Here is a 19655-nt window from a genome sequence, read left to right on the forward strand (position 1 = left end):
TTGCCAGAAACAAAAAAGCCGTGGAGTCTTGAAAAAGAGGTTCTCCACGGCCTGGTCTTTCATTTAATGCACCTTTAGCGGCGGACAAACCCCTCCTCTTGCTTCTGCCACCACCAGTTGTTAATTGATAAAATTGTATGGTACATTATTTTACCCCATTTAAATTAGCTTTTTTCTATCAGATATTAAAGCCTGTGTCAATATTTTTCCTTCTTTCGTATTTGTCAACTAACTTCTTATACCCTGGTCTGCCACGTACCTAATCTGATCATTCATATCTTAAGGCGTCTATCGGATTAAGAAGGGATGCCTTGTAGGCGGGGTAGTAACCGAAAGATAATCCCACCAGGGCGGAAAAACCAAAAGAGAGAAGGACAGAGGCAGGAGAAACGATCGTAGGCCAGCCGGCAAGCATGGATACCACCTTTGAACCTGATATGCCGATGATAATTCCCATGATACCACCTATCAATGACAATGTTAATGATTCGATAATGAATTGCAGCCTTATGTCCCGTACCTTTGCCCCAACAGTCAGCCTGAGTCCGATTTCCCTTGTCCTTTCCGTTACCGAGACGAGCATGATGTTCATGATCCCGATTCCTCCCACAAGCAGGGAAACCGAGGCGATGGCTCCCAGGAGTAGTGACATTACCTTTGTGGACTGCTGTGCTGTTTCCATAATCTGGGTGAGATTTCTCATGGTGAAATCATTCTCCTGTTTCGGACCGATGTGGTGTCTCTGTCTCAGCAATTCTGTTATCTGTTCCTCAGCCCTTTCCAGATCTTCCGCACTTTTTGCCTTTACCATGATCATTTTTATCATCCCCGGGAAGGTGGTGCCGAAGAGCCTTTTCTGTGCCGTTGTTACCGGTACAAATATAATATCGTCCTGATCCTGACCGTGGGAGGACTGGCCCTTGGGTGCAAGGAGGCCAATGACTTACGTCCACCACGATTTAAGGATAATTCTGACCCCTGATCCCTATCATTTATATTTGCCAGGGGTTGCCATACGAAAACGGCGGTGTATCCACCACCAGAAAGACGGATGCCGTCGTATATAGTCTTCTGTTACCCTGCTCAAGGCCTCGAGATTGTCCCTTATATCTTTCTCATTGTTCCCTGTAAGGTTCAATACAAAGGGTTTCTCGATAATGATCTGGTGGTGATTATTCTCTTTTCGGATGATAAACATGGGAAGGATGCTGGCGCCCGTTCTCATCGCCATGACTACCGGACCACGAAAGGTGGGCAGCTTCTGGCCAAAAAAATCAACGGGTACGCCTGCTTCTTCCGATGGGTTTTGATCTATCTGTAAAAACAAAACGCCTCCTTTCTTGAGCCAGGCAAGAGACGCGGCAACACATCTGTGTCTTGGATTGTCGGGGATCGGTTCTATGCCCGCCATTCTTTGCACAATGGGAATCATCGGGTTCAATACATCATTGTGCACTCGGCTATAGATAATCGCAACGGGATACCTCTCCAGTGCCAGTCTCAGACAGAGAAGGGGAAAATTCCCGTAATGGGCGCTGATGGCGACAACACCTCTGTTTTGGGCAAGACAATGATTTAGGTTCTCTACGCCGACGATGGAAACTCTCTCCTTTGTCAGGTACGGGGGACTGACGAAGTACTTGACCACCTCCAGCAGGTCTTTACATATATTCTTCCAGCACTTTTTAAAAATTGCCTCGCATTCCTCCGTGCTTTTTTCCGGAAAGGCGAGATGTAAATTGGACAGACCGATCTCTCTTCTCTCCCTTAAAAGATAGTACAACAACGTGCCGATCAAATCACCACCCCGGCAGACGACAGGAAAGGGAAGATGTTTGAATATCCCAAGTATTGTTTTGAATAGGATCTCCTGGTACCTTTTCATGCCAAAATACCTTTCTCTCATTGTTTCTTCCTCCTGAAGACGATAGCCATTCTACGGGGGAAATGACTCCCGACTTATGACTTATGACTTACGACTTACGACTAAGGCAAAGAGCGCCCCGAAGGCGGGGAATGTCATCCTTTCCTGCATTCATTTGTATTTCCTCCTAACTGCCTGCGTCGTCCTCACCTGTGCGTTGCATGCAGAGAGGTCGCGGCAGGACTGATCCCTTCCCGGAGGGAGTCGTGAGTCCAGACCTTGATGGATAATCAAACTTGAAACATCCAGTGCGGGCGTGCAGCCACCCAATCTTTCAAGGTTCCCGACAGCCAGCCCTCAAGACCTCTTGTTAGATAGAATCGGGGCAGGAGAAGGTTGTCACGGGGAAAGATGAGACCTTCCTCTATACTTATCTTTGCCACAGCAGTGTAGGGATAAATACGGACACCTATTGTAATTTTCAAAGCGTCCAGCCTGAGGGAATCGGCGAAGTTAAGGCTATCCTCAATCGTCTCTTTCGTTTCGCCAGGGCCTCCCAGTAATAAAAATCCCATCTGCCTTATCCCGTGCTCTGTTAGCATCCCTGAAATTCGGCGTACATCTTCTGGTTTAAACCTTTTGTTCATGAGAGACAGAATTCGTTCGCTACCGCTTTCAAAGCCGAGGCTAACCTCTCTACAACCAGCTTTCGCCATAGATTTTACCAGTTCCTCATCAATATTCAAGGGGTAAAGAATGCAACGCCAGGTGATACTCAATCCGGCAGTTAGAATCAGGCGACAGATCTCCCTTGCATAGGAAGAGGGAAAGCCGATGACATCCGGATAAAATCCCTCTATGGCGCCTCTAATAACCAAGCGGGTATCCTTTTCAAACATCAGATCCAACACGGCCACCTCAGCCACAGAGGCCAATCCGAGGGGTAAGGTGGGCATATTGATCTTTTCTGTGTTGGCGGAGATGAGAAGAACCTTCATCTGAAAATCCCTTTTTAAATTCCTCCCTTACCCCCCTTTGTTAAAGGGGGGATGGGGGGATTTTCTGGTTTTCCGGCCTTTCTTTACACGTTCCTTAAGGTCGTCAAAGAAGTCATAGGCTGCCGGGACAACGATGAGCGTCAGAAAGAGCGAGCTGAGAAGACCGCCGATCACGGCAATTCCCATAGGGGCACGTGTCTCCGCGCCCTCCCCGACACCGAAGGCCACCGGCAGCATCCCGAAGACCATAGCCAGAGTCGTCATCAGGATGGGTCTCAGCCTGACCGGGCCGGCCTGCAGGAGCGCCTCCCGCCTTGACATTCCTCTTCCCCTTAAGGTATTGGTATAATCTACGAGAAGGATCGAGTTCTTCTTTACGAGACCCATGAGGAGGACAAGCCCGATAAAACTGAAAATGTTCAGGGTTTTCCCTGTTATCATCAGCGCCCCAAAGGCCCCGATGAAGGAGAGGGGCATGGCCAGCAATACCGTAACGGGATGGATAAAGCTCTCAAACTGGGCGGCAAGAATCATATAGGCCATAATCACCCCGAGGAGAAGGGCAAACATCAGGTAGTGAAAGGATTCCCTCATGACCTCGGACATACCCTTGTATTTCGGCAGATAATCCGCCGGGAGCACCCTGGCCGCGATGGCATCAAGCTCGTTCATCGCCTGACCTAATGGTTTCCCCTCCAGGCTGGCAAAGATGGTGATGGCACGCTGTCTGTCCACCCGGTTGATGATACTGGGACCGCCTCCCTCCTGGATCTGGACGACGTTGGCGAGTTCCACCATCTTGCCCTCCCGTGACCTTACGTAAAGCCTTCCCAGGTCAGAAGGATCTTTCCTGTCTCTCGGATCGAGTTGCACCCTCACATCGTATCGTTTCCCCCTGACCTCGTCCTTGAACTTTGTGATATCCAGCTCCCCACCGATCAGGAGGTTGATAGCCTCGGCAATGGTTGCCACATCCACACCCAGATCGGCGGCCTTATCCCGGTCAATATAAACTCTCAGTTCCGGTTTCCCCACCTCGAGGGATGTATCCACATCCACGATACCGGGCAACTTTGAAAATTCGCGGATAATTTCTCTCGTATAGGTTTGAAGGGATGTTATGTCGCGTCCCCTGATACTGTATTGAATCGGCACCATCCTCTGACCGCCGCCAATAAGAGAAATATCCTCGGCTCTTGCCTCAAGGCCCGGTATCTTACCCAGCTTTTTCCTCATCTCTGCCTTGACCTGTTCCTGGCTCTTGGCCCTTTCCGACTTGGGTGTCATACCAGTAAAGAGGACGGCCTTATTGATCTCAGGGGAGTAGCCGAATCCGAGGGCATAGAAGACCGTCTTTATCTCCGGGGTCTTTCTGAAGATATCTTCCGCCTTTTTGAACAGGTCATCTGCCTGGCCAATAGAATAATCGCTTGGTCCTTCCAGGCTTCCGAGAAATTGGCCCTGGTCTTCCGGCGGAACGAACTCCTTCCCGATAAATTTAGTGATGTAAAGGCTGATAATAAATATAACCAGGGCAAGAAACAGAACGGTCTTTCTATGCCGGAGCGACACCTCGAGGAGGCGCCGGTATACCCCTTCCGTTAATTTATAGCTTCTCTCAAACCAGTCCCCCATCCTGGAAAAAACGGTAGATTTTGCGGGGACTCCGGTGTCGCCGCGCCGGGAGTTGATCCCTTTTAAAAAGATGGAGGCCATCATGGGGGTAAGGGTAAAGGAAACCAGCATGGAAACAAGGACGGCAAAGACCACGGTGAGGGCAAACTGGAGGAAAAATCTCCCGACCAGCCCCTTCATGAAGGCCACGGGGAGGAAGATCACGACAATGGCTAGGGTGGTGGCCATGACGGCAAGACCGATCTCAGAGGTGGCAAAAGAGGCGGCCTCCCTGGGCGCCATTCCTTCCTCCACATGCCGGTAGATGTTTTCGATCACGATGATGGCGTCATCAATGAGCAGACCCACGGAAAGGGAGAGGGCCAGCATGGTCATGTTGTTGAAGGTAAAATTGAAGGCCCTCATCAGGGCAAAGGTGGAGATAATCGAAACCGGTAAGGCTACCGCGCTGATAAGGGTTGTCCTTGTATTTCTCAGGAAGATAATAACGGCTATAACGGCAAAGAAGCCCCCGATGATCAGGTGCTTTTGCACCTCATGGATAGAACGCTTGATAAATGTGGACTGGTCAAAGGCAATGTCAAGGCTTATCCCGGGAGGGAGGGTTTTTTTAATATTCACCAATTCCTCTTTGATCCTCCCGATTACCTCCACGGTGTTTGTCCCCGACTGTTTTTGAATACCAAGGCCAACGGCGGGAACGCCATTGAAGCGGGCAACAGACCGCTTCTCCTCCACTCCGTCCTCAACTCTCCCGATATCCTGGAGCCTTACGGGGGCGCCATGGTAATAGGCAACTATCAGATCATTGAAATCAGGCACATTGGGGAACTCCCCCTTGATTTTTACCGTATATTCCTTTGAGGCGCTCTCGATCCGTCCCCCGGGAAGCTCCACGTTTTCCCGCCGGAGCGCCGCGAGGACATCGTTTGCCGCAATCTGACAGGCCCGAAGTTTGTCGGCATTGAGCCAGACCCTTACCTCTCTCAACCTCAAGCCGGCCAATCTGACGGCGCCGACGCCCTTGATCCTCTGAAGCTGTTCCTTTAGCACCTCATCGGTGTAGGTAGAAAGCTCGCGGACGGATTTCTCCCCCGCCAGGGCCAGCCACATGACGGGCGTTGCATCCGGATCAACCTTTTCAATAATCGGCTCTTTGATGTCGGCCGGCAGTTCCGACCTGACGGCAGAGATTTTTTCCCTCACATCCTGCACGGCAAGGTCTATATCCCTTTCGAGGACAAATTCCACCACTACCACGGAATACCCCTCGGCGCTGGTAGAGGTGATGGTCTTCACGCCGTTGATCGTGTTCAGAGCCTCTTCGATCTTATCCGTAACGTCAACGTCCATGACCTCGGGAGATGCCCCCTTTAACCGCGTTACGACGTTGACGATAGGGAAGTCCACCCTGGGGAAGAGATCAACACCGATCTCCTGATAACTGACAATTCCAAGGACCACCAGGGCAAGGATGAGCATGGTGGCGAATACGGGCCGTTTAACGGATGTATCAGCGAGCCACATTGACCTTTACCCCCTCGGCAAGATTGTTCTGACCGACCACTACGACCATCTCCTTCCCTTGCAGCCCCTCGACAATCTCCAGCAACTCTCCATACTTCCTCCCGATTTTCACCTCCCTCTCCCGGGCACGATCACCCTCAACGATAAAGAGAGAGGTTTTTGCCTCTTCATAGAGGATGGATGTGATGGGAACAACAACGATATCCTTCAGGTCTCCGGTATATACGGTAACCTTTACAAAGAGTCCCGGCTTTAAAAGCCTGTGGCTATTGGGAACCTTGGCTTCCACCTGGAGGGTTCTCGTCCTTTCCTCCAGATTTGGATAAACGATACTCACCCTTCCCGCAAAGGCAATGTCGGGAATGGCATCTATCTTAAAGCTCACATCCTGACCGACCTTGATCTTTCCCACATCCTTTTCGTTGACGGTAAAATTGAGTTTCAGGGGATCAATACGAATAATCTCAAAGAGTGGTGTGCCATCTTTCACATAATCCCCGGCGGAAACCTTCTTCTCCTTGATGACACCATTAAGGGGCGAAGAGATACTTGTCTTGAGAAGTCTCTCCCCGGATAGGGAGAGGGTTGCCCTTGCCTTTTCCACCTCTGCCATGGCCAGAGACAATCTTGTGGATACATCGTCAAACTGCTGTTTCGTTACCAGTTCCTCTCTGTAGAGGGCTTCCTTTCGCTGATATTCCAGCCTCGTATTGGCAAGGGTTGCCTCCGCCTGCCTCAGGACAGCCTCCGCCCTCTTGACTTCCAGGCGGTAATCGGTATCGCTGACAGCGGCAAGGAGCATACCCTTAAAAACGTCTGTTCCCTCATCCACTCTGACACTTCTTAAAATTCCCCCGATTTCACTGCTTACCATAACGTCCTCGTCAGGGTTCAAGGTACCGATAGCCTCCACGAAAGGACGGAAAGCCTTCTTCTGGGCAGGCTGGATACGCACATTTATTGCCTTTTCTACCTTTTCGGTTGCCTCCTTCTTGCCACAGCCAGGAAGAAAAAACACGCAGATCAAGACAACACAGACACCTACGACTAACAACCGTTTCCCCATTTTTTAGCTACTCCTTTAAAACATAAAACATAAGTCATACGTCGTACGTCATATGTCATATGTCTTTTGACTTACGACTTATGACGTACGACGTACGACGTATGACGTATGACAGTTTTTAACAGCACCCCCGTTACCCTCTTCACCCTCAGAACAGACAGTTGATGGTTATAAACGGCCTCCGCCACCTTCCTCTCCGCCGAGACCAGCAACGTGTTTGCGTCCATCACATCAATGCTGTCGGCCAGTCCAAATTCGAATTGTTTTGATACGGCATAATAGTTGTCCCTGGCAAAGACAAGCTGATCCTCTAAGAATTTGAGAATCCCCTTCTGGGTAACGAGTTCCAGGTAGGCGCTTTCAACCTCTATCTGAATCGTCTTTTTCAGGTCTTCATAAAATAGTCCCGCCTGTCTCTCCTTTGCCTTTGCTTCTCTGACTTCCGCCCTTCTCAAGCCCCCCTCGAAGAGGGGAAAATCTAAAGATAACTCCCCGTAGGTACTTTCCTTAAGCAGGAACGGCGAGGCAGGATTCTGATCCGCCCCTTTATAAACCCCGGAAACAGAAAGCTCCGGCCAGTATGTCCCTTTTGCATACTGAATCTGCTGGCCGGCTATTTTCTTCTGACTCTCCAGGCTTTTAATCTCTACCCTTTCCGCCAAGGCTGTCTCTTGCAAGGAAGCTAAAGAAGAAATTTGCATCTCTTCGCGGGGAGCTTCCCGGAGTTGAAAGTCTCTGTTGATCCCCACAATTCTTGCCAGTACCGCCCTTGCCAGTTCCCATCCATTTTTTACCGTCAGTTGATCAGACCTGGCTCCGGAAAGCTCTCCCTCGGCCCGCAGGAGCACCGTCCTGGTTACCTCTCCCACCTTTAATCGCTTTTCCGCGGCATTTCTGTGCTTTGTAAGCCTCTCCAGGTTTGAATCGGCGATGTCCAGGATCTTTTTTGCCTTTAATACATCATAGTATGCACCGGCCACGGCAAACAGATACTCTTCTCTCGTGGCATAAAGATCGTAACTGTTTCTTACAATGTTTTCCTCTGCCATTTTGAGGCCAGTGAGTTCTCTCCCGCTTAAAGAGAAAGACTGTTCCAGCTTCATACCCCAGGCAGTTGCGAAATCAGGTTGAATTACGCCAAAGCCGGCTGACTTGTCCTCACTATACCTTGTGTAATTCCCGAATGCGGAAAGTCTGGGAATTAGAACAGAGAAGGCTTTTTCTTTACCTAATTTTGAGATATAGAGATTTTCCTCGGAAACTTTAATCTTCTCGGAACGTTGAAGGGCGATCCTGTAAAGATCATCGAGGGAATATTCTTCTGCAAAGGCGCATATTGGCGTAACAGCAACAGATAAGGCCATCAAAACGCCAATCACCAAACCAGATCTGCTCATTTTCTTACTCCTTAAACCCTGATCCCTGACCCCTGGTCCCCCTGACCTCCTTCATTTTTTACCCCACTCAGAAAAATGTCGAGAACAAAACCGACTTTACCGCTTAAGTGTGTATCTTTCGGGGCAACCAACCAGTTGAATGTAAACGAGTTGATCATACCCAGGAGGGCAAAGGCCATCGTTCCCTGTTCCATAACTTTTAAGTACCCTGCCCTAGTTCCTTCCTGCATGAGTTCTTCTACAAAATTGATATGACCCAGATAACTGCTGATCATTTTATCTTTCAGGAAGGTATTTCCCTCCGAGATGGCGGTGCCTTCCCACTGGATGAAGAGGGTGCAAAAATTTACGTTATTTTCCACAAAAGCAAAATGTGCCTTCACCAGGGCTTCGATTTTTTCTATAATACTTTCCGCGCTACCTACTTTCTCCCTGATTTCTGAATACATCATGTCCAGCTTTTCACTGACCATTGTGGTGTAAAGGCGTTCTTTCCCCTCAAAGAACTGATAGAGAGTGCCAATGGCAAAACCGGAGGCCTCGGCAATCTCTGCCATTGTTGTTTTGTAGAATCCCTTGGCGGCGAATATTTTTTCCGCCTCCTTCAGGATCTCCGCCCTCCGGAGATTGTATTCTCTCTCTTTTCTCTTTAATTTTTCCATACTTGAACCTATATTCAAATAATAGAATGAATATTGCAGATAATGAATTATAGTTCACATTAAAAAATTTCTTTGTCAAGAAAAAAGTAGGAGGGCCACACTCCGTCGTGGCCATTGAGATGGGTCAGGGATAAACCAGATAATAGAAAGGGATAAGGGGGGGGGAAGGGCGTGGTCTTGATGCTCCCCTGTCAGGACTTATTTCCTCCCCGCCTGCACTCATACATCATGATCGCCCCTGCCTGCGGCAGGCTGAGAGATTCTGCATCCCCCATCCCGGGGATGCACCACTGTTCATCAATCATATCTACGATTTGTTCCGACAGGCCATGACTTTCAGAACCCAGCAGGAGGGCCGTCCCCTCCGGGCAGGGATGGGGAGGAATGCCTATTCGGACATGGCTGCCGATAAGAGAATAGTGTTTCTTAATCCGGGGCAGAACCTCGATAAAATCAATCTCTGGAATGATAGTAAGATGAAAAACACTGCCCATGGAAGAGCGCACTACCCGGGAATTGGTAAAATCCACCGAATCGGCGCTGAGAATGACCGTTCTGATGCCGAACCAGTGGGCTGTCCGCATTATTGCGCCAAGATTATTGGGATTACGGATCTGATGCAGGAGCAGAAGATATCCCGCCTCCGGCGGAGACAACCCGGAGATATTGGCCGGACGGGGTATGTCAGCCAGGGCCATGATTCCTTCCGGCTCTTTATCCTGACTTAATTTTGACCATTGTCGCGCTGACAAAAGATAAATTTCTGCATTTTCTGGAATTGTGGATAAGAAAGCCTCCCAGCGTTCCCGTTTTTCCTCCATCACCAGGATCGCTTTTGTTTCCCAGGGGCTTTTGCTTTTCAATAACTCCTGAACAACCTTAAAGCCTTCCGCAAGAAATAAACCTTCCCGCTGACGATATTTAGCCAGCTCCAGTTTCTCCCAGAGTTTCAGTTGTGACTTTGAGGGTTTGCAAACCGTCAACCTTTACCTCGTTCCATGCCCTATTAATCTGAACTCCCTCCGGGGGGGGACTATCCAGAACGGTGTGACATCTTTTTTCTTAAGATTGCCTTGACCACCTCCATGGAGATAAATACAATGATGCCAAAGCCTAAGATGATTTCGAGATCAACAACTGAAGGTTTAAGTATTCCGAAGGCCTCGCGCACAGATGAAATCTGGACCAGAACAGCAATCAATATAATCTCCCATGCAAGGGCAATGAGGAGCCACTTGTGAGGAGGGGCTTTAAAGATGCTGTATTTCATCGAACGGAAGTTAAGGGCAATAATCAGTTCGATAAGTATGAACAGGAAGAAGATCTCTGTCCTCGCATGGGTGATATCCATGAGCTCATGGTAGAAGAGAAAGAAGAAGAAGGGAATTTCGATCAAAAGGGCCACTCCGATAAAGGCCCTCACATCCCAGGAAAATACACTTTCGCTGGGGTCTCTCGGTGGTCTCTGCATAATGTCCGGATCAGGGGGCGCTACGCCCAAGGCAAGTGCAGGGAGTCCATCCGTCGCCAGATTCATATACAATATGGCTGCAGGCAGGAGGGGTAAATATTCAGGCCCTGAAATGAGAACCACTCCCCCGATGACCACCACCTCTGTAATATTACACCTGAGGAGATAGGTGAGATATTTTTTTATATTATCATATATCCATCTGCCCAGCTCAATGGCCTTCACGATAGTGGCAAAGTTGTCATCATTCAAAACCATATCCGCTGCCTCTTTGGCTACTTCGGTACCGGAGATCCCCATGGCGATTCCGATATCGGCCTGCTTCAAGGCAGGGGCATCATTGACGCCGTCTCCGGTCATCGCCACCACTTCACCTTTACTCTGCCATGCCTTGACGATCTTTAGCTTATCCATCGGCGAAACCCGGGCATAGACGGTGACTTTATCAACGATCTTTTCAAACTCTTCGTCAGTCATCTTCTCTAATTCTTTACCGGTCAATACCCGATCGCCATCTTTATAGATGCCGATCTCCTTGGCGATGGCGACCGCTGTGAGCTTATGATCTCCTGTAATCATGATGGGTTTGATATGCACCTGCTTACACACATTGATGGCCTCGATGGCTTCTTCTCTGGGTGGATCGATCATTCCCACAAGACCAACAAAGATCATTTCTTTCTCAATGGCCTCTTCGGTATATTCTGCTTCCTCAGGCAGTTCCCTGTAAGCGACTCCGAGGCATCTCAATGCACCTCGGGTCATTTCCTCATTGATCTTAAAAATTTCGGTTCTCTCTTTTTCCGTCAGAGGTTTAACTCCATCCCCATCCATGATATAAGAACATCTTTCTAAAACCAACTCCGGAGCCCCTTTCATAAACCCCATTCTCTTACCATCCTGCCTTTGATGAATGGTTGTCATCCTCTTTCTCTCAGAACTGAAGGGGATCTCTTCTACTCTTGGATTTTGAAGTCTTACTTCAGTCTCATGTAAGCCTGCTTTGACCGCTGCGACAACAAGGGCGCCTTCGGTAGGATCTCCTTTAATCATCCATTTGCCTTCCTTCTCTTCTAAGATGGCATCGCTACAGAGGATACCTCCTTGAAGAAACATTTGTAAGGATTGATTGTTTTCAGCACGGATATCAGACCCTTTAAGCTCTCCCTTTGGTTCGTACCCAACACCCGTAACCTCTATTACCTTACCGCCCGTATATATTTTTCTTACAGTCATCTCTCCTTTCGTAAGAGTGCCTGTTTTGTCAGAACAGATCACTGTAGTACACCCAAGGGTTTCAACGGCAGGCATCTTCCGGATCAGGGCGTTCCTCTTTGCCATCTGATGCATACCTACGGCAAGGGCGCCTGTGACAATGGCTGCCAGCGCTTCAGGAACTGCTGCGACGGCGAGAGCGACTGTAAACATCACCATGGTGATGATGAAGGGGAGATCAATCTTGCCAACTAACATCTCCCTGACAATACTGATTCCAGCAACAAGGAAACAGATGCCAAGGGCGATGATGCCGAGCCATTTACCGATCTCTTTGGTCCTCTTTTCAAGGGGCGTCACCTCCGCCTTAACCGTCATCACTTCCTCAGCGATCTTTCCAAATTCTGTACTCATCCCTGTTGCTGTGACAACAGCCTTTCCTCTTCCGTAGGTCACGGTGGTCCCTGTGAAGACCATATTTTTTCTATCACCTACAGGCAATTCCAGAGGCAATGGCTTTATATCCTTGCCAATAGGCACAGACTCCCCCGTGAGAGGGGCTTCATCGCATCTTATGGAGTGGAGTTCCACCAGTCTCGCATCTGCCGGAATCTTATCTCCTGCCTCAAGGAGTAACATGTCCCCCGGAACGAGTTCTTTAGAAGGGACCTCTTCCTCTTTGCCTCCTCTTAAAACCGTGATGGTAGGGGAGAGCATCTTCTTTAATGCTTCGAGAGCCCGCTCTGCACGGTATTCCTGAATAAATCCCAGAACCGCACAGAAGACGACGATCACGGCAATGATCGCCGCATCCACAACTTCTCCAACAAGGGCTGAAAGTACGATGGCGATGATCAGGATAAGGATAAGGATGTTTTTAAGCTGGTTGAAGAAGAGGGTGAGGGGCGAGACTCTTCCCTCCTTCTTCAATTCATTGAGGCCATATTTCTCAAGGCGCCTTCTCGCTTCGTCTTCGGTTAAACCCTTATGGGTATCCGCATCCAGTTCCTTCAGTACCTGGGCTGCCTCGATGGAATGCCAGATTGCCTTTGATTGCAAATTCAACATATTGCCGTATCCTCCTCAAATAATCCCCATCCCCTTTAAAACAGAGAGCATCACCGCTGCTGCCATGACGGAACCTACCTGGCCGCCTGCATTGGCGCCCATGGCATGCATGAGGAGATGGTTCTGTTTGTTATACTTTAAACCTTCCTTCTGAACAACACGGGCGGACATGGGAAATGCCGAGATGCCTGCCGCCCCGATGAGGGGATTCACCTTGCCGCCGGAGACGACCATCATCAGCTTCCCAAAGAGAACTCCACAAACGGTATCAAGGCAGATAGCGAGAAAGCCCAACGCCAGAACAATCAGTGTTTCAGGTTTAAGAAAGGCCCTTCCATCCATGGTTGCGCCTATGGAAATCCCCAAGAACAGGGTGACGATGTTTGCTATCTCATTTTCCGAGGCCTTTGTCAGCCGACTCACCGCGCCGGACTCTTTCATCAGATTCCCTAACATGATCGTCCCGATAAGGGGCAAACCCATGGGGGCGATAAGACCGCCGAGCACTGTCATGACCAGGGGAAAGAGTATCTTGGTCGTCTGCGAGACAGGTTTAAGCCCTTTGCCGCTCATGACGATCACTCTCTCTTTGCTGGTAGTTAAAAGCCTCATGATGGGAGGTTGAATAACGGGAACAAGGGACATGTAGGAATAGGCGGCAACCGAAACCGCCCCCAGAAGATGGGGGGCGTATTTAGAGGAAACATAAATGGCGGTCGGACCATCACAGGCCCCGATGATGCCAATAGCGACAGCATCCAACTTTGAAAATCCCAAAACCAGGGCCAGGGCCAGGGTTAAAAAGATGCCAAATTGCCCCGCCGCCCCGAGTAGAAATGTCCTCGGATTCTGGAGAAGAGGGGTAAAATCGGTCATGGCGCCGATGCCAACAAAGATAAGAAGGGGAAATAACTCTGTGATTATACCCGCATCATAAATCGTCCTGAGAAATCCTTCCTCTTCCATCAGGCCGGCCAGGGGAATATTAACGAGGATGCAGCCAAATCCTATGGGGACAAGGAGCAAGGGTTCAAAGCCTTTTTTGATGCCCAGATAGAGAAGAATGCATCCGATCACTATCATTATCGGGTTGGACCAGTGGAGACTGACGAAACCTGCGCCGAGTCCCGACAGTCCGTTTATAACGGCCTCCAGCATGATTTATACCTCCTTGTTTACTTTGGTTCTTCTTCCTTATAGGGAAAAACCCTCGTAAGAAGACTCATGATAAGACTCATGATCCAGAGGGTTAAAATGGTCCCCCCCATCCCGACGATAATCATGGTAATGCCAAACGTAAAATTGTCCATCCTGAGGCACCTCCTGGTTCACGAAATTTCTTTTCCCAATCGCCATCACGTTTAAAAAGTGTTACCTTATATTTTAAAATGGATCCCACTGTCAAGACAAAGATGACTCCCTTCCTAAGCGAGTTTTTATTGAATTATTTTTTATTATGATTTACTGTATAGAGACTTCATTGTAGGGAACAGCTCCCTTACCCTGCCTACGGGGTGGGTGCTTGTAGGATGCACCCTCGTTATTCACCGGAAAACAGAAGGGATGACAGGAAGAAAGGTATGAATGATCAGATAACAAGCATAGAAATCACAGAGCTTGAAGAGAAACTCCTTATTCGCAAGGCACTGCTGGATATTACCAATCGCATCCATGCTGCTCAGAACATAAAACAGATTCTCGTAGATCTCAGAGAGGGCATTTTAAACCTCTTCAACGCCCATTCGCTTACCATCTATGTGGTAGACCAATTGAGGAATGAGATTTACTCCATGTTTCTTGCAGGGGCTCGGTTAAAGGAAATCAGGGTACCTATCGGCAATAAGAGCATTGCCGGATACGTGGCCAATACAGGAAAGATTGTTAACATAGCCGATGCCTATGACAAGGATGAACTAAAAAGTATAGATAAAGAACTTACCTTTGATTATAGCTGGGATAAAAAATCTGGTTTCAGAACCAGACAGATACTTGCCGCTCCCATTTTCCATAACAATACGCTCATGGGAGTTATACAGATCCTGAATAAGAAGGGGGGAGACGGTAAATTTTCTGAAGAAGAGCAAAGTTTTCTTCAGGAGATGGCCGAAGTTCTTGGCATCGCTTTTTACAACCAGGAAAAGTTTGCCAGAAGGAGAAGAACGAGATTTGATTACCTCGTCAGCCGTGATTTACTGAAAGAAGAAGAACTGAACAGGGCATGGGGGGAAGCAAGGGAACAGAAAGAGGCCATGGAAGTTTTCCTGATGAAGAAGTATAATATCTCTAAGGAAGAGATGGGCAGGTCTTTCGAAGAATTCTATCACTGCAAATTTATACAATTTAATGACAAGCATCCTATTCCAGGGGATTTGCTGAAAAACTTGAAGAGAGAATATCTCCTCCGCGAGCTGTGGGTCCCTCTTGAGAGAGTAGAAGGAAATATCCATGTCCTTGTTGATGATCCCAATAACATCGTGAAACGGGATACAATTGAAAGTCTCTTAAAAACGAAAGCGGTCGAATACGATGTGGCTCTAACGGAGGACATCAGAAAATTTATCCATCACTTTTTCCAGTCCCCCGAAGGTGAATCATCCTTCACGGAACTTCTGGGAAAGCTTGAAATGGAAGAGGAGTCCCAGGAAGAAGAAGGCGAAATTGTTACAGAATCGGACAGTGTGATCATGCAGCTCGTCAATAAGATTATCAACGATGCTTATACACGGCGGGCCTCAGATATCCATGTTGAACCCAATGTGGGTAAGAAAAATGTGGAAATCCGTTACAGGGTTGACGGCGATTGTGCCCTTTATCAAACTGTTCCTTACAATTACAGGGCTGCAGTTGTCTCCAGAATAAAGATCATGTCTAATTTAGATATCACAGTCAAGAGAATCCCTCAGGACGGAAAGATAAAATTCAAAAGACCGCAGGGAGAGGAAATTGAACTTCGTGTAGCCACGATACCGACACAGGGAGGTGTTGAGGATGTAGTGATGCGCATTCTGGCCAAGGGGGAAACCATGCCCCTTGAAGCTATGGGGATGGCAACGAGAAATTACAGCGAGTTTTTAAAGATCCTCGAAAAGCCCTACGGAATAATCCTCGTGGTAGGCCCTACCGGATCCGGTAAAACCACGACTCTGCATGCAGCGCTGTACCACATCAATAAACCGGACAGGAAGATCTGGACGGCGGAAGATCCGGTGGAAATTACCCAGTACGGGTTACGTCAGGTACAGGTCCAGCCCAAGATCGGATTTGACTTTGCCGCTGCCATGCGCGCCTTCCTCCGGGCGGATCCGGATGTCATTATGGTCGGTGAGATGAGGGATTTTGAGACCGCCAAAACCGGTGTCGAGGCTTCACTGACCGGACATCTCGTTTTTAGTACCCTCCATACCAACTCTGCTCCGGAAACCATTGTCAGGCTCCTCGATATGGGTATAGACCCCTTGAATTTCGCGGATGCCCTCCTCGGTATCCTTGCCCAGAGACTCGTGAGAACGCTCTGTAAAAAATGCAAAGAGGCCTATCATCCAACGATCGAGGAATACAATGAGATCGCGGAAACCTACGGCCAGGAACTGTTCGCCAAACTGAATATTCCCTACACGGATGATTTCACACTATATCGGCCGAAGGGTTGCGATGTCTGTGATAAATCGGGATATAAGGGGAGGATGGGCATTCATGAACTACTTGTTGGAACAGATGAGATTAAAAGGCTGATCCAGAAACATGCAACTGTCGAGGAGATGCGTGATCTGGCGATTTACCAGGGTATGACCACCCTCCTTCAGGATGGCATTTTGAAGGCTACCCAGGGTCTCACAGATTTCAAGCAGGTGCGCAGAGTGTGCATTAAATAGTCATAAGTCATAAGTCATAAGTCGTAAGTCATAAGTCATAGGACATAAGACGTATGACGTATGACGTATGACGTATGACGTATGACGTAAAATTTAAGACTTAAGTCTTAAATTTTACTAAGTTTATCCTTCCATTTACCCAGCAGGTTCAGTGCCTCAAGCGGTGTCATGTTCATGACGTTGAGGTCCTTCAATTCGGCGATGATCAGATCCTCATCGGCGATAAAGAGGCCGGGCTGTCTCTTATCCTTCCCGGTTGTCTTCTTCCCCCGGGCAATCTTTGGCATCCCGACCTCGTCGAGTTCCCCCCTTTCGAGATTGTTGAGGATTTCCCTTGCCCGCAGGATCACCTCATCGGGGACCCCGGCAATCCGAGCCACGGCAATACCATAGCTCCGGTTTGTCCCCCCCTCCATAATCTTTCTGAGAAAGATGATACTATTCCCCCATTCCTTGACGGCAATATTGAAATTCTTCACACCGTCCTTAGTGATGGCCAGATCGGTAAGCTGGTGGTAGTGGGTGGCAAAGAGGGTGCGTGTCCTCAAATGTTTCGCATCATGGATGTATTCCGCCACTGCCCACGCAATGCTGAGTCCATCAAACGTACTGGTCCCCCGCCCAACCTCATCGAGGATAATCAGGCTTCTTGGAGTGGCGTTTTTCAGGATACTGGCTACCTCATTCATCTCCACCATAAAGGTGCTCTGTCCCCTTGCCAGGCTGTCTGCGGCGCCTACGCGGGTAAATACCCTGTCCACCACACCGATATGCGCCTTTGCTGCCGGCACAAAGCTTCCCATCTGGGCAAGGAGAACGATCAGGGCAACCTGCCTGATATAGGTGGATTTTCCTGCCATATTGGGGCCGGTGATGATGAGCAGGCGATTCTTATCCAGATCGAGGCAGACATCATTCGGGACGAAGCCGTCAGGCAGGGGCATCCTTTCCACAACCGGATGACGACCATCTTCAATCTCAATCCTATCATCTTCATTCACCGTGGGACAGGTATAGTTGTATTTCTCCGCCACCTCTGCGAGGGATACAATGGCGTCCAGATCGGCAATTCGCGAGGCAGTTGTCTGAACCCTTCTGATCTCTTGTCCTACCTGGTCTCTGATCATGACAAAGAGGTTGTATTCTTTTTCTTTCCGAAGATTTTCTGCATTGAGGACCGTGTATTCATACTCTTTCAGTTCCTGATTGATATATCGTTCGGCATTCACGAGGGTCTGTTTCCTGACATAATCATCTGGAACAAGGCCGGTATTCGCCTTAGTGATTTCTATATAGTAACCGAATACACTGTTGAACCCCACTTTCAGAGAGTTGATCCCCGTTCTCTTACGCTCCTTCTCTTCGAGTGCAGCGATCCACTGCTTTCCGTCCCGCATCACCGAGATCAGTTCATCCAGTTCACGATCGTATCCTTCTCTGATGATGCCACCCTCACGGAGGGTAAGGGGAGGATCTTCCAAGATAGCTCTTTCAATCAATTCAAGAATGTCGGGCATCTCATCAATCCCTGCACAAATTGAAGTAATCAGGGATGATCTCAGTTCATGGAGCGCTGACCTGATCTCTGGCAGCGCCTGCAGGGAGGCCAGGAGGGCGATCAGGTCCCGGCCGTTGGCAACCCCCAGGGAGATTCTGCCTCCTAGTCTTTCCAAGTCATAGACCCGTCCTAAAGACCTCCGGAGGTTCTCCCTCAACAGGTGGTGTTCCCTGATCTCAGATACGGCGGACAGCCTCTCCCTGATCTTCTCCGGGACTACGAGGGGATAATTAAGCCACCATCGCAGTCTCCGGGCACCCATGGAGGTCACCGTTTCATCGAGGACGTGAAAGAGAGTGCCCTGTTTCCTGCCATCGGTAATGGTGGTGAATAACTCGAGATTGCGTTTGGCAGTCTCATCGAGGAGCAAGTAACCATCTGTCTTATACCATTGGATATCGTTGATATGACGGGGGTTGTTCTTCTGCGTTTCCTCCACATAGCGGAGTATGGCCCCGGCTGCGGCAACCATGGCCGGGTGTCTCTCCATCTTTAATTGTTTCAACTGGTCGCCAGAGAAATATTCCTGTAAGCGGGCCAGAGCCGCATCATGATCAAAGTAATCGGCAGAGAAATAATTGATCCGGCACCGGTTTGCCCCCCGCGAAAACGCCTTCAGAAAGCTGCTTTCCCGGTAATCTTCCTGGACGATAACTTCGCGAAAATCAAGGCCTGAAACCTCGGCCAGGAAAAATTCCCTGTCATGCGATGCGGTTACACGGAATTCGCCGGTCGAAATATCGAGGAAAGCCAGGCCAAGGATGTCGTCTGTCCCGCCGAGGGTCAGGGCCGCCAGAAAGTTATTTTCATTGGCCTCCAGATTATCGGCATCCACGACAAGACCGGGTGTAACGATACGCACCACATCCCTTTTCACAATTCCCCTGGCATCTTTCGGATCTTCCATCTGCTCACAGATGGCCACCTTAAATCCCCTCTCAATGAGTCTTGCAATATACGTCGAGGCGGCGTGGTAAGGGAAACCGCAGAGGGGAACGCTATCCTCCTTCCCCTTGTTCCTTGAGGTCAGGGTAATATCCAGCACCTTCGCCGCGGTGACAGCGTCTTCAAAGAACATCTCATAGAAATCACCCATCCTGAAGAGAAGGATGCAGTCCTTATGCTGTTCCTTGATCTCTACGTACTGTTTCATCGCCGGTGTCAGGTTCATTCCTCTTTCTCTATCCCTGAACTTAACTTTGGTATTATTAGCCTGTTACCGTTAAATTTTCAAGCGCCATGTTCCACCTTGAAATTTTGCCTGCATTGTCAAGAGTAAATAGAATTGTCCGCTTTTGTAGCAAATGAATTGTCCGCTTTTT

At 48.9% G+C, this 19655-nt stretch carries 13 protein-coding genes; 1 reads left to right on the forward strand and 12 read right to left on the reverse strand.

The features are described 5' to 3' along the window. Window positions 1-268: 268 nt before the first annotated feature. The 11 genes from QMD03_07945 to QMD03_07995 all read right to left on the reverse strand — a co-directional run bounded on the left by QMD03_07945 (window position 269) and on the right by QMD03_07995 (window position 14213). Window positions 269-817: an FtsX-like permease family protein gene (locus QMD03_07945; protein ID MDI6777151.1), complete on the reverse strand. Its 549-nt coding sequence runs from the start codon at window positions 815-817 to the stop codon at window positions 269-271. Window positions 818-988: 171 nt separating this feature from the next. Continuing rightward, window positions 989-1906 carry a hypothetical protein gene (locus tag QMD03_07950; GenBank protein ID MDI6777152.1) on the reverse strand — a complete coding sequence of 306 codons (918 nt, stop codon included), beginning with the start codon at window positions 1904-1906 and terminating at the stop codon, window positions 989-991. 248 nt (window positions 1907-2154) lie between these two features. Further along, window positions 2155-2862, reverse strand: a complete 708-nt coding sequence (locus QMD03_07955; protein ID MDI6777153.1) for a radical SAM protein — start codon at window positions 2860-2862, stop codon at window positions 2155-2157. Between the two features lie 27 nt (window positions 2863-2889). Next, window positions 2890-6024, reverse strand: coding sequence for an efflux RND transporter permease subunit (locus QMD03_07960; GenBank protein ID MDI6777154.1), 3135 nt, complete (start codon window positions 6022-6024; stop codon window positions 2890-2892). Then, window positions 6011-7090: an efflux RND transporter periplasmic adaptor subunit gene (locus QMD03_07965; protein MDI6777155.1), complete on the reverse strand. Its 1080-nt coding sequence runs from the start codon at window positions 7088-7090 to the stop codon at window positions 6011-6013. Before QMD03_07965 ends, QMD03_07960 begins: the two co-directional genes overlap by 14 nt. A 71-nt stretch (window positions 7091-7161) precedes the next feature. Continuing rightward, on the reverse strand, window positions 7162-8487 hold the full coding sequence (locus tag QMD03_07970) for a TolC family protein (protein MDI6777156.1): 1326 nt from the start codon (window positions 8485-8487) through the stop codon (window positions 7162-7164). Window positions 8488-8498: 11 nt separating this feature from the next. Continuing rightward, window positions 8499-9149, reverse strand: coding sequence for a TetR/AcrR family transcriptional regulator (locus tag QMD03_07975; GenBank protein MDI6777157.1), 651 nt, complete (start codon window positions 9147-9149; stop codon window positions 8499-8501). 191 nt (window positions 9150-9340) lie between these two features. Continuing rightward, on the reverse strand, window positions 9341-10132 hold the full coding sequence (locus QMD03_07980; GenBank protein MDI6777158.1) for an RNA methyltransferase: 792 nt from the start codon (window positions 10130-10132) through the stop codon (window positions 9341-9343). A 50-nt stretch (window positions 10133-10182) separates the two neighbouring features. After that, on the reverse strand, window positions 10183-12903 hold the full coding sequence (locus tag QMD03_07985; GenBank protein ID MDI6777159.1) for a cation-translocating P-type ATPase: 2721 nt from the start codon (window positions 12901-12903) through the stop codon (window positions 10183-10185). Between the two features lie 15 nt (window positions 12904-12918). Continuing rightward, window positions 12919-14061, reverse strand: a complete 1143-nt coding sequence (locus QMD03_07990) for a sodium ion-translocating decarboxylase subunit beta (protein ID MDI6777160.1) — start codon at window positions 14059-14061, stop codon at window positions 12919-12921. A gap of 17 nt (window positions 14062-14078) precedes the next feature. Further along, window positions 14079-14213, reverse strand: a complete 135-nt coding sequence (locus tag QMD03_07995) for an OadG-related small transporter subunit (protein ID MDI6777161.1) — start codon at window positions 14211-14213, stop codon at window positions 14079-14081. Window positions 14214-14483: 270 nt separating this feature from the next. Between QMD03_07995 and QMD03_08000 the strand changes: the two genes are divergently transcribed. Next, a complete protein-coding gene (locus QMD03_08000) occupies window positions 14484-16775 on the forward strand; it encodes a GspE/PulE family protein (protein MDI6777162.1) in 2292 nt (763 codons plus the stop codon). Window positions 16776-16882: 107 nt separating this feature from the next. Here QMD03_08000 and mutS read toward each other — a convergent pair whose 3' ends face one another. Further along, window positions 16883-19504, reverse strand: a complete 2622-nt coding sequence (mutS, locus tag QMD03_08005) for a DNA mismatch repair protein MutS (protein ID MDI6777163.1) — start codon at window positions 19502-19504, stop codon at window positions 16883-16885. Between the last annotated feature and the right edge of the window lie 151 nt (window positions 19505-19655).

The sequence above is a fragment of the Syntrophales bacterium genome (assembly GCA_030018935.1).
GTDB lineage: Bacteria > Desulfobacterota > Syntrophia > Syntrophales > CG2-30-49-12 > CG2-30-49-12.

Coding starts and splice junctions, on each gene's coding strand:
- QMD03_07995 (MDI6777161.1), bottom strand. CDS start 14,213: ATGGACAATTTTACGTTTGGCATTACCATGATTATCGTCGGGATGGGG.
- QMD03_07950 (MDI6777152.1), bottom strand. CDS start 1,906: ATGAGAGAAAGGTATTTTGGCATGAAAAGGTACCAGGAGATCCTATTC.
- QMD03_07960 (MDI6777154.1), bottom strand. CDS start 6,024: ATGTGGCTCGCTGATACATCCGTTAAACGGCCCGTATTCGCCACCATG.
- QMD03_07970 (MDI6777156.1), bottom strand. CDS start 8,487: ATGAGCAGATCTGGTTTGGTGATTGGCGTTTTGATGGCCTTATCTGTT.
- QMD03_07955 (MDI6777153.1), bottom strand. CDS start 2,862: ATGAAGGTTCTTCTCATCTCCGCCAACACAGAAAAGATCAATATGCCC.
- QMD03_07990 (MDI6777160.1), bottom strand. CDS start 14,061: ATGCTGGAGGCCGTTATAAACGGACTGTCGGGACTCGGCGCAGGTTTC.
- QMD03_08000 (MDI6777162.1), top strand. CDS start 14,484: ATGAATGATCAGATAACAAGCATAGAAATCACAGAGCTTGAAGAGAAA.
- QMD03_07945 (MDI6777151.1), bottom strand. CDS start 817: ATGATCATGGTAAAGGCAAAAAGTGCGGAAGATCTGGAAAGGGCTGAG.
- QMD03_07985 (MDI6777159.1), bottom strand. CDS start 12,903: ATGTTGAATTTGCAATCAAAGGCAATCTGGCATTCCATCGAGGCAGCC.
- QMD03_07965 (MDI6777155.1), bottom strand. CDS start 7,090: ATGGGGAAACGGTTGTTAGTCGTAGGTGTCTGTGTTGTCTTGATCTGC.
- mutS (MDI6777163.1), bottom strand. CDS start 19,504: ATGAACCTGACACCGGCGATGAAACAGTACGTAGAGATCAAGGAACAG.
- QMD03_07975 (MDI6777157.1), bottom strand. CDS start 9,149: ATGGAAAAATTAAAGAGAAAAGAGAGAGAATACAATCTCCGGAGGGCG.